This window comes from Sphingomonas sp. ID0503 (genome assembly GCF_048565625.1).
Classification (GTDB): Bacteria; Pseudomonadota; Alphaproteobacteria; order Sphingomonadales; family Sphingomonadaceae; genus JBLZUR01.
Genome location: NZ_JBLZUR010000001.1, coordinates 166,563 through 181,962, shown reverse-complemented (window position 1 = coordinate 181,962; position 15,400 = coordinate 166,563). Strand labels below are relative to the sequence as shown.

Annotated in this window: 16 protein-coding genes and 1 pseudogene; 14 read left to right on the top strand and 3 right to left on the bottom strand. The window is 63.9% G+C overall.

Annotation, left to right across the window (positions count from 1 at the left end):
* The first annotated feature begins 6 nt into the window (after window positions 1-6).
* The 14 genes and pseudogenes from ACM608_RS00915 to ACM608_RS00850 form a co-directional block, all read left to right on the top strand.
* Complete coding sequence (locus ACM608_RS00915) at window positions 7-447, top strand: four-helix bundle copper-binding protein (RefSeq protein ID WP_025549148.1); 441 nt, start codon at window positions 7-9, stop codon at window positions 445-447.
* 332 nt (window positions 448-779) lie between these two features.
* Complete coding sequence (locus tag ACM608_RS00910; RefSeq protein ID WP_016743863.1) at window positions 780-2,003, top strand: glycoside hydrolase family 130 protein; 1,224 nt, start codon at window positions 780-782, stop codon at window positions 2,001-2,003.
* Window positions 2,004-2,231: 228 nt separating this feature from the next.
* Window positions 2,232-2,522 (top strand): hypothetical protein, encoded by a 291-nt coding sequence (locus tag ACM608_RS00905; RefSeq protein WP_007406388.1) that lies wholly within the window; start codon window positions 2,232-2,234, stop codon window positions 2,520-2,522.
* 318 nt (window positions 2,523-2,840) lie between these two features.
* Window positions 2,841-3,242, top strand: a complete 402-nt coding sequence (locus tag ACM608_RS00900; RefSeq protein ID WP_015449265.1) for a hypothetical protein — start codon at window positions 2,841-2,843, stop codon at window positions 3,240-3,242.
* 147 nt (window positions 3,243-3,389) lie between these two features.
* A complete protein-coding gene (locus ACM608_RS00895) occupies window positions 3,390-3,719 on the top strand; it encodes a hypothetical protein (protein ID WP_039335426.1) in 330 nt (109 codons plus the stop codon).
* Window positions 3,720-3,971: 252 nt separating this feature from the next.
* Entirely contained in the window at window positions 3,972-5,492 is a 1,521-nt protein-coding gene (locus ACM608_RS00890; RefSeq protein WP_015449264.1) for an aldehyde dehydrogenase family protein, read from the top strand.
* A gap of 25 nt (window positions 5,493-5,517) precedes the next feature.
* The gene (gene adhP / locus ACM608_RS00885) at window positions 5,518-6,543 is read left to right on the top strand and encodes an alcohol dehydrogenase AdhP (RefSeq protein ID WP_004212676.1); all 1,026 of its coding nucleotides are present in this window, start codon (window positions 5,518-5,520) and stop codon (window positions 6,541-6,543) included.
* Between the two features lie 25 nt (window positions 6,544-6,568).
* A complete protein-coding gene (locus ACM608_RS00880; RefSeq protein WP_419681027.1) occupies window positions 6,569-8,275 on the top strand; it encodes a copper resistance system multicopper oxidase in 1,707 nt (568 codons plus the stop codon).
* Window positions 8,272-9,258, top strand: coding sequence for a copper resistance protein B (locus ACM608_RS00875; RefSeq protein ID WP_419681025.1), 987 nt, complete (start codon window positions 8,272-8,274; stop codon window positions 9,256-9,258). The genes ACM608_RS00880 and ACM608_RS00875 overlap by 4 nt, the downstream gene beginning before the upstream one ends.
* Window positions 9,252-10,493: an MFS transporter gene (locus ACM608_RS00870; RefSeq protein ID WP_007683345.1), complete on the top strand. Its 1,242-nt coding sequence runs from the start codon at window positions 9,252-9,254 to the stop codon at window positions 10,491-10,493. Before ACM608_RS00875 ends, ACM608_RS00870 begins: the two co-directional genes overlap by 7 nt.
* A 79-nt stretch (window positions 10,494-10,572) precedes the next feature.
* Complete coding sequence (locus tag ACM608_RS00865) at window positions 10,573-11,010, top strand: DUF411 domain-containing protein (protein WP_007683347.1); 438 nt, start codon at window positions 10,573-10,575, stop codon at window positions 11,008-11,010.
* Between the two features lie 384 nt (window positions 11,011-11,394).
* Window positions 11,395-11,658 (top strand): type II toxin-antitoxin system RelB/DinJ family antitoxin, encoded by a 264-nt coding sequence (locus tag ACM608_RS00860; protein WP_004212689.1) that lies wholly within the window; start codon window positions 11,395-11,397, stop codon window positions 11,656-11,658.
* Window positions 11,645-11,926 (top strand): type II toxin-antitoxin system YafQ family toxin, encoded by a 282-nt coding sequence (locus ACM608_RS00855; RefSeq protein WP_004212690.1) that lies wholly within the window; start codon window positions 11,645-11,647, stop codon window positions 11,924-11,926. Before ACM608_RS00860 ends, ACM608_RS00855 begins: the two co-directional genes overlap by 14 nt.
* A gap of 401 nt (window positions 11,927-12,327) precedes the next feature.
* Window positions 12,328-12,642: pseudogene (locus ACM608_RS00850) on the top strand (CorA family divalent cation transporter); the annotation flags it as partial.
* A gap of 62 nt (window positions 12,643-12,704) precedes the next feature.
* Here the strand turns inward: ACM608_RS00850 and ACM608_RS00845 are convergent.
* The 3 genes from ACM608_RS00845 to ACM608_RS00835 form a co-directional block, all read right to left on the bottom strand.
* Window positions 12,705-13,112: a response regulator gene (locus ACM608_RS00845; RefSeq protein ID WP_007683354.1), complete on the bottom strand. Its 408-nt coding sequence runs from the start codon at window positions 13,110-13,112 to the stop codon at window positions 12,705-12,707.
* 81 nt (window positions 13,113-13,193) lie between these two features.
* Entirely contained in the window at window positions 13,194-13,817 is a 624-nt protein-coding gene (locus ACM608_RS00840; protein WP_007683357.1) for a response regulator transcription factor, read from the bottom strand.
* Window positions 13,807-15,342, bottom strand: a complete 1,536-nt coding sequence (locus ACM608_RS00835; protein ID WP_007683359.1) for a two-component system sensor histidine kinase NtrB — start codon at window positions 15,340-15,342, stop codon at window positions 13,807-13,809. The genes ACM608_RS00840 and ACM608_RS00835 overlap by 11 nt, the downstream gene beginning before the upstream one ends.
* Window positions 15,343-15,400 lie beyond the last annotated feature (58 nt).

The window sequence follows — 15,400 nt, the reverse complement described above, 5'->3', positions numbered from 1 at the left end:
AGGCGCATCATGATCGAGAGACGCGAATTGCTGATGGCGGGCGCCGGCCTTGCCGCCGCCGGAACGCTGGCTGCGCCGGCGGCGGCGCAGCAGCATCGAATGGAAGGGATGGCGATGTCGATGACGGACTGCATCGACGATTGCGTGGCTTCGCACCGCATGTGCCTGGAAACCGCCGCTTGGCTGACGAAGCAAGGCGGCGCGTCAGCTACGGCGTCGCTGATCGCCATGCTGAACGACTGTGCGGAACTGTGCCAGGCGACCGCCAACTCGATGCTGCGGGAATCTGCCCTGCACCGCATCGTCTGCCGCGCCTGCGCCGACGCTTGCGAGCGCTGCGCCGAGGAATGCGGACGCCATAGCGCGGACCAGCGGATCGCGCGTTGCTCGGCCACCTGCAAGAAATGCGCGGCGAGCTGCCGAACGATGGCGGACATGTCGAGCTGAGCGGCGCGCTTCGCACGTGCCCCACATAGTCACGTTCAGGCCAGAGCCCCCGGTCACAGCTTGTGTGTCCGACAACTACGCCAGGACAGCGATCATGGCACGTGGCACAAAGTCCGAGTATCCGGCAACGGCGGAAATCATCGCACCCGCCATCGCCGGAGCCTTCCGTGCCGCCACCCGATAGTCGGGTAATGCCGAGCACCATCTTTACGATTGCGTGAACGCTCCACGGTCGATCTGTATTGGAGAAGTCAGTGTCAACCGCCGAATTTGTCAACCGGCTACCCGAATTGCTCCGCCCCAATCCAGCAAGGGTAGTGATCAGACCCTATATGCCGTCGACGGAAACCTATAAATATGCGGTACCGGATCAGCCACGTGCGCAGCGCATCGCCGACCGCGTCCTGGCGCTCGACCCAGCATCGCTCCACGATGAGTTGCAACGCATTCTTGATGATTTCTCGGGAAGGCATCGTGAGGTTCCGTCCCTGTTTTTGCGGCGGTTCCACGAGGTTGATGGCATCATCGTCTGTGATTGCGAGGTCACCCATGAACAGGCGCTCTTGATCGGTGCCCATTTTTGCAACGAATATTCCTATGAGGCAGCAGCGCTTTTCAATCCGAGCATCGTCCTGCATCCTGATCAGTCTGCTGTACCTGAAAACTCTCTCCGATTCATTCTTTCCCTGCGAGGCGTGGGCGAGGGGCATATCTCCTCCGTCACCTTTCGCACCGGGTTTTGCGCCGCGGACGGAACCATAGCAATCAATCCTCCGAGCCCCATGCCGCTCGTGCTGGAGACTGAAAACATCTCCGGCGAGGACGGGCCGGACGCGGGCATTCGGATCAAGTGCGATGGCAGCCACGATCTCTCGGAGATCGTGATCTTTCCGACAACCCCCAGCCAGCGTGGTGGCATCGAAGACCTTCGCTTGGTCCGCTTCCTGGACGACGATGGCCGAGCCACCTATTTCGGTACATATACGGCATTTAGCGGCCAGTCCGTCCGGCAGGAGTTGTTGTCCACGCCGGACTTCCGGACATTCGAACTCAGACCGCTGCGTGGGGATGCCACCGGTAGCAAGGGCATGGCGCTTTTCCCCCGACGCATTGCCGGGCACTTTGCCATGCTTGGGCGCGAGGATAACGAAAATATCTGGTTCCTGACGTCCGCGGACATTCACGACTGGAGTGGCGGAGCGAAAGCCATCGAACCTCGCTGGCCTTGGGAGTTTGTCCAGATCGGTAATTGCGGATCGCCGATCGAGATCGACGAAGGCTGGCTGGTCGTAACTCATGGAGTCGGCGCCGTTCGGAACTATTGCATCGGGGCGTGCCTGCTGGACCGTGACGATCCCTCGAAGCTGCTGGCGCGGACGAAGCTACCGCTTTTGCGGTCGGACATGGATGAGCGCGAAGGTTATGTGCCAAACGTAGCCTACAGCTGCGGCGCGATGGTACATAATCGGGTGCTGGTACTGCCTTATGCCATTGCTGACAGCTTCACCACTTTTGCCACTATTCCTCTCGAGCGTCTGCTGGCCGCCATGGATTAGTCACTGTTGCCGACCTGTCCTGCTCTCGAGTCCGAACCATAGTTACACATCGGCACAACAACGATGCCAGTGCGATAATTTATGGCCATCTCAGAGACGGACTTCGCACATTACGTATACAGCAAGGCGGAAGGTGACACCATTTCACGGGCAAGCTCCGGAAGGGGCGACAATCGACCGGGCATATGCTCGATCGAACGGGAAACCCAGACTTGAAGGAATGGATACTTGCGCAAGAAGACGGCAATGATCGCTTCGCTCGCAGCTCTCGGCTTCCTCGCCGTCAGTGCCGGACCGGTGCTGGCGGACGGGATGCCGCCGGGCATGCCCGATCTTGAGGAGACCCTCAAGGCCAGGCCGGCGCCTGCCCAGCCCGATCCTGCCCACATGCAGGGCATGGCTCACGGTAAGGAGCAGATGCACGGCCAGATGATGCAGGGCCATCGAATGGCGATGCGGGATTCGCAGGACCAGGACGGCGCCTCCGGCATGTCACACAGGTCGGACGGTGGTTGCTGACCCTGCCATCATTCCATCAGACGACAAGGTTGACGGACAAGATCATGGCCGCTTTCAACCGAAGCCTTGGTCCGCCGTTCCCACGGCGGGCCAATCGCTTTTCTGGCCGGTCTCAGGACGAGAAAACCAGGCCGGGTCACATTTTTGATCGATCCCGGATCATCATTTTACGCGCCTGCTCCAGCAGGCACACGGCCGATCGGATTTCGATTCGTAACTTACGTATACAGACAGCGTCTCGCTAGCAGCATTGAAGCTTCGGAATTGCCGGGATCGGAACGTCGATCGGGCAACAGGAAGAACACTCGGAGACCCTCAATGCGACAGACGACATTTCTCGCGGCGCCCGTCAGCCTCTTCGCGACGCTAACCTTCGCCGCCGGCACCGCTCTCGCCCAGTCGACGCCCGCGCCCGCGCAGGCTGCGCCGGCCCATGCCCACCAGCAGGGCATGGATCATGGCGGGCAGCAGATGCACGATCAGATGATGAAGGATCATCAGGCCGGCGCGCAGAAGCAGCAGGGGCAACCGGCCCAGCAGGATCAACAGGGCATGTCGGGGATGGCCGGCATGTCCGGCGGCTCGCCTGCATCGAACGGCTCGGGCATGGCCGGTAAGGCGAAGAGTGGCTGCTGCAAGATGCCGATGAAGAAGGCCAAGCCGGCGGCGAAGAAGAAGACCGCCAAGCCCATGGCCGACAAGCCGATGAGCGACATGTGAGGTTTCCAGCCCCGAGAACAGACCCCAGGGGCTGAGGGCCCGCCGTTCCCCCGCGGCGGGCCAGTTCTTTGACGATGCCCAGCGTCGCCCCGTGCTCCCAGCTTTCAAAACCGGGTCCGAGCGTCTGACTTGACAGAGGAAACAGCGATGCGAAAACATCTTGGCGTCGGTGCTGCTGTTGGCTTTCTGCTCTTTGGCAGCACGCCGCTCCTCGCACAGGGTATCGGCCATAGCTTGTTCATGCGCGGCAAGATCGTCCGTATGGATGCGGGCGGCACAGTGGCCTGCCTGGGTAAGGCCGATGGCGCGCACATCGGGCAGATACTCGAAGTCTATCACGCAACGCCGCGCCACCGCCGTCTTGTCGGTCATGTCGAAGTCGACCAGATTTTCGACGACCATTATGCTCATTTCCGCGTGAGGGACGGGACGCTTCAGAAAGGCGATTGGGTGAGCCTAAAGTGCGTCCGGGCGTAACGCCAGAATTGGAATGCCAAGCGCCGCCCTCGCCAAAAGAAGACTCGGCCGAGTAACGCCTGTCTCGGCATAATTCCGATCAGGCGTGCGCGAATACGTTCAGGAGTCGATGAATAGTCATCGGCTCTGTTGGCGTGTCTGACCCTCAAGCCCGCGACCCCGATACCAGACTACCTTCTGCGGAACTTACTTATAGGCCACCCGGGCAAAGAGATTACTCCGTCAGGCCATCGATAGAGATGGAGTCAGGTTATGTTCGAGAAGGCGATCGGGACCATTAACGCGGCGGCCTCCTTCCGACACCGCTATGATAATTTCATCGGAGGCCGCTGGAGCGCTCCTGCGGGCGGCGAGTATTTCGCCGACACGAGCCCGATCAATGGCGCCCAGATCGCAGAGTTCGCGCTGTCGACGCCGGAAGATGTCGAGCGCGCGCTCGATGCGGCGCACGCCGCCAAGGATCAATGGGCAAGGATCGCGCCCGCCGAACGCGCCAGGATTCTCAATCGCGTCGCCGACCGGCTCGAAGACAATCTGGAGTTGCTGGCACTTGCCGAGACGATCGACAATGGCAAGCCGATCCGCGAGACGCGCGCTGCCGACGTGCCGCTCGCGATCGACCATTTCCGCTACTTCGCCGGCTGCATCCGGGCGGAGGAAGGCGGCATCTCGACGATCGATGCGGACACCATCGCCTATCATTTCCGCGAGCCGCTCGGCGTCGTCGGCCAGATCATCCCGTGGAACTTCCCGCTGCTGATGGCGGCGTGGAAGATCGCCCCGGCGCTGGCGGCGGGCAACTGCACCGTCATCAAACCCGCATCCCAGACGCCGCTCACCTTGCTGATGTTCGCCGAGCTCACCGCCGACATCCTGCCGCCCGGCGTGCTCAATGTCGTTACCGGCCCGGGACGGACCGTTGGCCAGGCGATCGCCGCCAATCCGCGCATCGCCAAGGTCTCGTTCACCGGCGAGACCGTCACCGGCAAGCAGATCATGCACGCCGCGGCGGACCATCTGATCCCCCAGACGATGGAGCTTGGCGGCAAGTCGCCCAACATCTTCATGGCGGACGTGCTCGACGAGGACGATGCCTTCTTCGACAAGGCGCTCGAAGGCTTTACTTTGTTCGCCTTCAACAAGGGCGAGGTCTGTACCTGCCCGTCGCGCGCCCTGATCCATGAGTCGATCTTCGACCGCTTCATCGAGCGCGCCGTGGCGCGCGTCGCCGCGATCCGCCAGGGCGATCCGCTCGACCCGTCGGTCCAGGTCGGCGCGCAGGCGTCGGAGGACCAGCTCCACAAGATCCTGGGCTATATCGATATCGGCAAGGCCGAGGGCGCGCAGTGTCTGGTCGGTGGCGCCAGGGCGCTGCCGGGCGGTGCGCTCGACCAGGGCTATTTCGTGCAGCCGACCGTGTTCGTGGGTCAGAACCACATGCGCATCTTCCAGGAGGAGATCTTCGGTCCCGTCCTGTCGGTCACCACGTTCAAGACGGTCGAGGAGGCGATCGCACTTGCCAATGACACCGCCTACGGTCTTGGCGCGGGCGTCTGGACCCGGAGCGGCAACACCGCCTACCGGCTCGGCCGCGCGATCGAGGCCGGGCGGGTCTGGACCAACTGCTATCATCAGTACCCCGCCCATGCCGCCTTCGGCGGATACAAGGCATCGGGCTTCGGGCGTGAAAACCACCGGATGATGCTCGATCATTATCAGCAGACCAAGAATCTGCTCGTCTCCTATGACGAGCACGCGCTCGGCCTATTCTGACCCCTCGCTCAAAGGAGAAACGGACATGGCGAAAACCATGAAAGCGGCGGTCGTCCGCGAATTTGGCAAGCCCCTGGTCATCGAGGACGCGCCGATCCCGACGGTCGGCCCCGGGCAGGTCCTGGTCAAGATTGCGGCAACCGGCGTGTGCCATACCGACCTGCACGCGGCAGAAGGGGACTGGCCGGTCAAGCCCAACCCGCCCTTCATTCCTGGCCATGAGGGCGTCGGGCATGTCGCCGCCGTTGGTGCCGGCGTCACCCATGTGAAGGAAGGCGACCGGGTCGGTGTGCCCTGGCTCTACACCGCCTGCGGGCACTGCGTGCATTGCCTGGGTGGCTGGGAGACGCTTTGCCACGAACAGCAGAACACCGGCTATTCGGTCAATGGCAGCTTTGCCGAATATGTCCTCGCCGATCCCAACTATGTTGGTCACCTTCCCGACAATGTCGACTTCCTCGACATTGCGCCGATCCTCTGCGCGGGCGTCACCGTCTACAAGGGATTGAAGGCCACCGAGGCCCGACCCGGCGAGTGGGTGGTCGTCTCCGGCATTGGCGGGCTCGGCCACATGGCGGTGCAATATGCCCGAGCCATGGGTCTCAATGTGGCCGCGGTCGACATCGACGATAGCAAGCTCGACCTCGCTACACGCCTTGGCGCCACACTGACGGTCAACGCGCGCAACGAGGACCCTTCGGCAGCGCTCAAGAAAGCCATTGGCGGCGCGCACGGGGCGCTGGTGACCGCCGTTTCGCCCAAGGCGTTCCAGCAGGCGCTCGGCATGGTCCGGCGCGGCGGCACGGTCGCGCTCAACGGCCTGCCGCCGGGCGACTTCCCGTTGTCGATCTTCGACACCGTGCTGAACGGCATTACCGTGCGCGGCTCGATCGTCGGCACGCGGCTCGATCTGCTCGAGGCACTGGCGTTCGCCGGCGAGGGCAAGGTCAAGGCCACGGTCCATGCAGACAAGCTGGAGAACATCAACGACGTCTTCTCCCGCATGCATCATGGCGACATCGAGGGCCGGATCGTCCTCGACCTCGCCTGAAGCCGACTTCGCGAAAGTACAGTTCATGTCTCCCTTACATATCCGGCCGATCGCGCGGCGCCGTTTCGTCCAGGGGCTGGCGATCGGCGGCGCGGTTGCCGGCTTCGCCCCGGCGCTTCTCGCGCGATCCGCCCCAGTCTCGCCCGCCGAGCTTAGCGGGACCGAGTTCGACCTCGAGATCGCCGAGCTGCCAGTCAACTTCACCGGCAAACGCCGTATCGCGACCGCCGTGAACGGCAGCGTGCCCGCGCCGGTCCTGCGCCTGCGCGAAGGCGACACGGTCACGCTCCGTGTGCGCAACGGCCTCAAGGAGATGTCGAGCATCCATTGGCACGGCATCATCGTGCCGGCGGAGATGGACGGCGTGCCCGGCATCAGCTTTGCCGGCATCGCGCCGGGCGAGACCTTCACCTATCGCTTCGAGGTCCGCCAGAGCGGAACCTACTGGTATCACGCTCACACGCTCGCCGAGCAGACGGGACTCTATGGAGCGATCATCGTGGAGCCGAAACAGGCGCCGGCGGCGCGGGCGCCCGATCGCGACTATTGCATCGTGCTCAGCGACTGGTCGGACGAGCCGCCGCTGCAGATCTTCCTCAATCTCAAGAAGCAGAGCAGCTACTATAATTTTGCGCAGCCGACCGCCGGCGATTTCCTCAAGGATGTCGGCACCATGGGCTTGGGCAAGGCGCTCGAGCGGCGGCGGATGTGGAACAGCTCGCGGATGAACCCGACCGACTACAGCGATGTCTCTGCCGCGACCTACACCTATCTGATGAACGGCGCGCCGCCCGCCGGCAACTGGACCGGTATCGCCGCGCCCGGCGAGCGCGTGCGCCTGCGCTTCGTCGGCGCGGGGACGGCGACGTTCTTCGACGTGCGGATCCCCGGGGTCGAGCTGACGGTCGTATCGACCGACGGGCAGCCGGTCGAGCCGGTCACGGTCGAGGAATTCCGGATCGGCCCGGGCGAGACCTACGACGTCGAGTTCACCATGCCCGAGGGCGGCGCCCGCACCATCTTCGCGCAGGCGATCGATCGGAGCGGCTATGCGCGTGGCACGATCGCACCGGCCCCGGGCATGGCGGCAGCCGTGCCGCTGCTCGATGCCCGGACCTGGCTCGAGCCGGTCGACATGATGGGCGCGATGGCGACGATGGGCGCAATGGGAGGCGACGCGCATGCCGGGCACGGCATGACCGAGATGCCGGCCAGGGCACGGCACGCCCGCACCGAATATGGCGCCAATACCGACATGCGCGTCGACTATCCGCGCACCAATCTCGACGATCCCGGCGCCGGGCTGCGCGGGCGCGGCTGGCGCGTGCTGACGCTGGCCGATCTGCGCACGCCGGGCGGCGATCCCGACCCGCGCGAGCCCGAGCGCGACATCGAGCTGCATCTGACGGGCAATATGGAACGGTTCATCTGGTCGCTCGACGGCATCAAGCTCAACGATTCCAGGCCGCTTCATTTCAAGCCAAACGAGCGGCTGCGCGTCACCTTCGTCAACGACACGATGATGGCGCATCCGATGCATCTGCACGGCATGTGGAGCGATGTCGAAGGCCCGGACGGCGCCTTCCAGGTCCGCAAGCATACGGTCGTGGTCCAGCCCGCCCAGCGGGTGAGCTTCCGCGTCACCGCCGACGCCATGGGCCGATGGGCCTTCCACTGCCATCTGCTCTATCACATGGCGGCCGGCATGTTCCGGGAGGTGGTGGTCGCATGATCCGGATTTTCCCCTCGCGCGGCATCGCTCTTGGCGCTGCCCTCTTCCTGGCGCCGGCGATCACGGCTCCCGCCCTCGCGCAGGATGCCTCGCCCCCGTCGCCCGCCGCCACCCCTGCCCAAACGGCCACTCCCGCTCAGCACACCCCTTCCGCGCAAGGCTCTCAGGACCATGCGGGCATGGACATGCCGGGCATGGATATGACCGACACGAAGGCGTCCGGTAACGGCGCCACGATGGACATGGGCTCGATGCAGGGTGGCAAGGCCCCGCCGGACGCGCGCAACTCGGACGATTATGCCGACGGCTATCGCAACTCGACGCTGCCGGGCTATGAGATGGCCGACAAGCTCTCGATCCCCAAGATACTTGTCGATGAGCTCGAATTCGCCAGCGGCAACGAGGGTCAGGGCGTGGGTTGGACCGTGCTCGTCACCAAGGGTCAGGACAATGACAAGCTCTGGCTGCGCAGCCAGGGCCTCAAGAACTCCCGCGACCAACGTCTCGATCCGGAGAGCAGCGTCGAGGCGCTGTGGTGGCACAGCAAGAACCCGTTCTGGGGCACGCTGCTCGGGGTCAGGCAGGATCTCGGCAAGGGCGCGACGACATGGCTGGCCGCCGGCGTCGAGGGACTGGCGCCTTATTGGTTCGACGTCCAGCTCACCGGCTATGTAGGGACCGATGGGCGTCTCGCGGCGCGCGCCAAGGCCTCCTATGAGGTCCTGGTCACCAATCGGTTGATCCTCACACCGCAGGTAGAGACCAATATCTATTCGAAGCGGTCGAGCGATCGGCAGCTCGGCAGCGGCTTCAGCAATGTCGAGCTGAGCGGACGGTTGCGCTACGAGGTGTCGCGCAAGTTCGCGCCCTATATCGGCTTCGTCTGGGAGCGCGCATTTGACGGCACGGCCGATTTCCGTCGCCTGCGCAGGGAAGGGCCTTCCGAACACAGGCTGGTGATCGGCTTGCGCGCCTGGTGGTGATCCGCGGATGGCCACTCGAGGGATCGACCGCGAACGCGCCGCGTGACAAGGCTGGATCGCAAGCCAACGGTCGCTGGCCGGCCTCCTTTTTCGTCTTGTTGCTCGCGGCGGCTGCGGCGTCGGCGGGACAGACGGCCATTCTCGCCTTCCTTCCGGCACTGGTCGACCCGGCTCGTGGCGCGCTATCGTCAAGCGCTCATGATTTTCACGTCGCGAGCCTGACTGCGGTCCATCCCCTGGCAGCCTTGCTGGCGGCGCCGCTCTGGGGCTGGATCGCGGACCGGGTCGACTATCGGGCGATGTTGCGCGCAGCGCTGGTCATCCTCGCGCTGGTGACCGCGCCGATCGGCCTCGTCGGGTTGCCTGAGCTTTATGCATTGCGTCTGGTGGCGGGGATGGCGTCGGCCGCCATCATACCGTTGGGCTTGCTCTGCGCGAGCTTTGCCGCAAGCGGGCGCGCGGACCAGGCGCGCCGCTTCACCTGGCTGACCGCCTTCGTGTTTCTGGGCGATCTCGCCGGTCCGCTGGTGGCGGAGGTCTCGGCCGCGATCCTGCCCCGCGCTCCCCTCATGATCCTCGCTCTCGGCATCGGTGCCGTCGGGGCGGCGCTTTGCGCCGTGCGTCTGCCGCGCTGGTGTGCACCTTGCATCGATGGCGGAGACCTGCCCGCGCCTACGCTCGGCGCGACGTTGATCCTGCTTTTTATCACGATCGTCGCGGGCGGCGGGCTGGCGGCGATGCATGTCAATCTCCTGGTGACGCGGAGCGCCATTTCGCTGAGCCGCGAAGAGATCGCCTGGATGCTCAGTCTCTGCGGATTGGGCATGCTGGCGGCACAGATCTTCCATGCAAAGCTGGATTGGCTGGTCACTGTGCCGAGGCGGCTTGCCGGATTGACGCTGGGCCTGCTGGCTGTGGCACTTTTCATGTTTCCTGTCGCCGCGAGTATGGCCGAGCTCAGTGGGATCATCGTTGCTGCCGGCTGGAGCTCGGCAACCCTTCGATTGGTCACCAGCTTCTGGATCAGCGGCGGCGGGGCCCCTTCAGGCGTGAAGCTCGGTTTCCAGCATTCCGCCGCCAGCATCGGGCAGGCGCTCGCGCCGCTGGCGATAGCCATCGTCGCTCCCGGGGCGCAGCCGCTCGTTCTGTGGGGGATTGGTGGTCTATCGCTAGCGCTGCTTGTGTCCCTGCCGCTAGCCTGGAGGCCGCCCGCCATCGTAAAATCATCTGCGTGATGAGGGGAGGGGCGCATTGATGCGTATAGAAAAGAAGGGGCCTCTGCCCCATGCTTATCGTTCTTCCGGGAGTCATTTCATGAAGACCCGCCTATTCGTCGCCTTGCTGTTCCTCGCCATGCCCGGCGTAGCGCTTGCGGCCAGTGATATCGTCGTCCACCGGGATCCGGGATGTGGATGTTGCGAGAAGTGGGCGCAGGCCGTGCGCGCGAAGCTGGGACGCAAGGTCGTCATGCGTGACGATGCGTCGCGCAGCGAGCTTCAGCGCAAGGCCGGCATGCCCCGGACGCTGGCATCTTGCCACAGCGCGATCGTCGATGGCTATATGATCGAGGGCCATGTCCCGATATCCGACGTCAAGCGCTTGCTGGCGACCCGTCCTGCGGGCGTCAAAGGCATTGCGGTTGCGGGGATGCCGATCGGTTCGGAGGGCATGGAAGTGGCAGGCGCTGCCCGCCAACCCTATACGGTGGTGGCCTTCGGCAGCGCCGGTCAGCGAATTTTCGCCCGCCATTGATATCGCGCGGTTTGCAGCATCCTGCAGAATTGCCCGGTGGTAGAGGACCCCGCTGTCGAGTGTAGAACCTTGTGTCAAGCGAGCTGATGGCGTCCCTACCCCTACCTACACTGAAAAAGCAACGATTTGTCTTGTAAGTTGTTCGCGGTCGTCTCCCTGATTTGCCTGAATTTGGCCCAAAATGTGGGAACGATTGTGGGACCGTTTGCCCACCGAAAGTGTGAGAACGGCCCCAACATTCCCGATCAGGGCCCCGAACCGATGGCACTCACAGCATTGAAGGTGAAAAACGCGAAGCCCGGTCGCCATGTCGATAGCCGGGGCTTTGCCTGATTGCACTTTGCGTTCGCTTGCATTACATCGTCATGCAGAAAGGAAATCGACATGGCCGCAAACGCTCTTGTGCAGACCCGGATCGACGGAGCGGTGAAGGAGGAAGCCGCGACCGTGCTGGCTGCTATGGGGCTGACCGTCTCCGATGCCGTGCGCCTGATGCTGACCCGCGTTGCCCGCGACAAGGCCTTGCCGTTTGAACCGCTGGTGCCCAATGCCGAGACGATCGAGGCCATGAAGGAAGCGCGCGAGGGAAAGGGCAAGCGGTTCGCCACGGTGGTCGACCTGATGGCCGACCTCAATGCGGACGATTGAACGCTTCGGGCGGTTCAAGCGCGACTACAAGCGGGAGAAGAAGGGGCAGCACGCCAAGACGCTGGACGCTGACCTGATCCCGATCATCGAGGCGCTGGCATCCGACGAGCCGCTTGAACCGCGCCACCGCGACCATGCGCTGACCGGCGACTGGCGCGACCATCGCGATTGCCACATAAAGCCCGACCTCGTGCTGATTTACCGCAAGCCCGATGACGACACCTTGCAGCTTGTGCGCTTGGGATCGCACGCGGAATTGGGTTGGTGACGTCCGCGCATGGCGAGCTTATACGTTTGTCGGGTATGTCAGCCAGAGGCACGATTACGGGTTAGGTGTGATCAGCGAGCATCCGATGCCAACAAGCTTTTGCAGAAGACATCAATCGCAGAGATGCATTCGGCAGGCGCTGCTTGAAACAAAAATGAGGGCCATAAATCACTTTCACCCTCAAATTCTGACAAATTTGCCGTTAGTTCACGACTGGTGAGCGAGAAATGAGCCGATCGCGTTGGGCTTGAAGAGCCGACCGCTCGCTCCACCGTCGTGACCCCTACGTTGATGACCGGCGGATGCTGGCCCGGTAGACGATGCTGCCGAGAGCGACGACGACGCCCATGATGGCAAAAGATTCCATGCTCGAATGGCTCAAAAGCCAGATCGTGAGAAGGAAACCCTATTTCCGTGATTTGCTCGATCACATGCTCAGGGTTGAGAGCGCCATCACCGGCATCCGCGACATCCTGATCTCGGTGTTCGAGGCGAGTCACCTGCTCGAACAGCAGCGCCAGGGTGCGATCACGCGTCAGCTTGCCGCCTGGGCCGCGATCCTCGCGGTGCCTACCGCGATTGCCGGAATCTACGGCATGAATTTCGAGAATATGCCCGAACTGAAGACGCAATGGGGATATTTCGTCATCCTCGGCGTCATCGCTGCGGTCTGCATTGGGCTCTACATCCGGTTCAAACGTAGCCACTGGCTTTGACGGCGCAGATCGGCTTTCCACATCGCGCCGGGCTGAGGCTGCCGGGGGCCGGCCGCCATAACTCAATGCTTTCGCAGAACCTCGGCGCGGTGCCGGTCCAACGCATCGAGCAAAGCCCTGCCGATCAAAGGCTTTGCGAGAACGTGATCGAAGCCCGCCTCGGCGGCCCGCCAGGCCAGCAGCGTGTCGTGAAAGCCTGAGATCATGATGGCGCGTCCCGACCATCCGATCTCGCGAAGGTGACGCAGCATCGCGAATCCGTCGATGTCGGGCATGCGATAGTCGAGGATGACGCAGTCTGCCTCCTTCGCGCGGGGGTCGGCCAACAGCGCGTGGCCGGTCGTATATCCCCACACGGCATAGCCGCGCGATCTCAGCAGCAGCTGGAGGCCACGCCGCACGCCGGGATCGTCGTCGGAGACGAGGATGGTGTATCTGCCATCATGCTGAGTGGAACGGACCGATGGCATTGCGAGAAGCGGACACCCGTGTGACGATTGCACCATCGATCGCATATCGCGCCTCGTCCCGTCGCTACGTAGAGGTCGCAGTCACTTCGGCTTGCGGCCCATGCCCGCGGCAAAGGCGATCCGCAGGGCTTCGGACAAATTGCGGACCTCGAGCTTGGCCATCAGGCTCGCGCGATGGACCTCGACCGTTCGCGATGAACAGCCCAGGTCATAGGCGATCGTCTTATTGGGCAGGCCGTTCGCCAGCCCTTCCAGCACTTCACGCTCCCGGGGCGTCAGTGCAGCGACCCGCACGCCGGCTTCAGAGGTTTCCAGAGTGCGAAAGTCGACATCGTCGAGACGCGCGAACGCGCGGCTGACGGCGCCGAGCAGGGCCGCTTTCTCGAAGGGCTTCTCGAGAAAGTCGACCGCGCCGCCTTTCATGGCCTGCACCGCAACCGACACGTCGCCATGGCCGGTCAGGACGATGACCGGCATGTTGACCCCGCGTGCTGCCATGGCGGCCTGAACCTCGAGACCGTCCATCTCGGGCATGCGCACGTCAAGGATGACGCAGCCGACGGCCGCCGACTTCGCCTCCTTGAGAAACTCCACGCCCGAGGCATAGGTCACGACGTCGTAGCCCGCGGTCTTGAGCGCAAAGCTCGCCGCCTTGCGGATGCTCTCCTCGTCGTCGACCAGATGGATGACGCGTCTATCCCCCATGTTCCTCCTCCGCCCGCGCATGGATCAAGGTAAAATGAAAGCGGGTGCCGCCGCGGTCGGGGCGCTCCATCCAGATACGGCCGCCATGCGCTTCGATGATGGTCCGGCAGATCGAGAGGCCGAGGCCCATGCCGTCGGCCTTTGTCGAGTTGAACGCCGTGAAGAGCTGCTCGCGGATTCCGTCCGCGATGCCGGGACCGGTATCCTCCACGGTCACCTCGATCAGCCCGTCAGGGCGCAACCTGGTCGCCACCTTGAGGTCGCGAACCGGACACTCCGCCATCGCCTCGATGGCATTGCGCATCAGGTTGACCAGCACCTGCTGGATCTGCACCCTGTCGACGAGGACCAGCGTCGCGGCGGGATCGACCGCAAAGAAGCTGCGGATGCCGCGCTCGCGTGCACCGACCAGCGCGAGCTGGCTCGCCTCGGCGATGACCTGCGGCAGCTCGTGGAGGCTCTTGTCGACCTCGCCGCGGGCGACGAAATCGCGCAGGCGCCGGACGATATGGCCGGCCCGCAGCGTTTCCTGTGCCGCATCATCCATCACCGACCGTAGCGACACGAAGGGTTCGTCGTCCCGCTCGTCGAGCATGTCGCGGATCGTCTCGAGATAGAGCGCGACCGCGGCAAGCGGCTGGTTGAGCTCATGCGCGAGCGTCGAGGCCATCGTGCCCATCGCGCTCAGCCGAGAGACATGGACCAGCTCTGCCTGCAGTTCCTTGAGCCTGAGCTCATCCTGCTCCTTGGCGGTGAGATCCCGGATAAAGCCGGTGAACAACCGCTGCCCGTCTTCACCGGCCTCGCCGACCGACAGCTGCATCGGGAAGGTTGAGCCGTCGCGGCGCTGGCCGACCACGACGCGACCGAGGCCGATGATCCGGCGCTCGCCGGTCTGCAGATAATGCGCGAGATATTCGTCGTGACGGTCGCGATCGGGCTGGGGCATAAGGCAGGAGACGTTGCGGCCGACGAGCTCGGCTTCGCTGTAGCCGAACAGGCGTTGTGCCGCTGCGCTGAACGACGTGATGGCGCCGGTCTCGTCGATGATGATCATCGCATCCGGCACCGTCGCCAGAATCGATTGCAGATGCTGCTCGCGGGTCTCGATCGATGCGCGGACCGCCGCCTCGTCGGTGACATCGCGGCTGATGCAGGCGAAGCCGCGATGTGTGTCGCCTTCGAACAGTGCGGTGATCGTCAGGCGCGCCAGATATTCCGCGCCGTTCTCGCAGACCCGCCACGCTTCGCGCTCCAGCGTGCCCTCGTGAAGGGCGGCCGCCAGGTCTGCGCCTGGACGCCCCGCCGCAATCTCGTCGGGCGGGTAGAACAGGTCGTGGGGCTGTCCCAGGACGCGATCGAGCGGCCAGCATTCGGCACGCTCGCCTTCTTCATTATAGCTCAGCACCATCCCGGAAGGATCGAGCAGCGTCAGGACGTGGCCGCCAGCCTGTCGCAGGAACAGCGGCGCAAGCCGCGCCACCTCCCTGGCAATCTCGTCGGGCCCGCGCCTCGTGTAGACCATCGGCCGGCTCACACGCCCGGCCGGGCGCACGTATCCGGGCGTAGCCGGACCGTGCCAC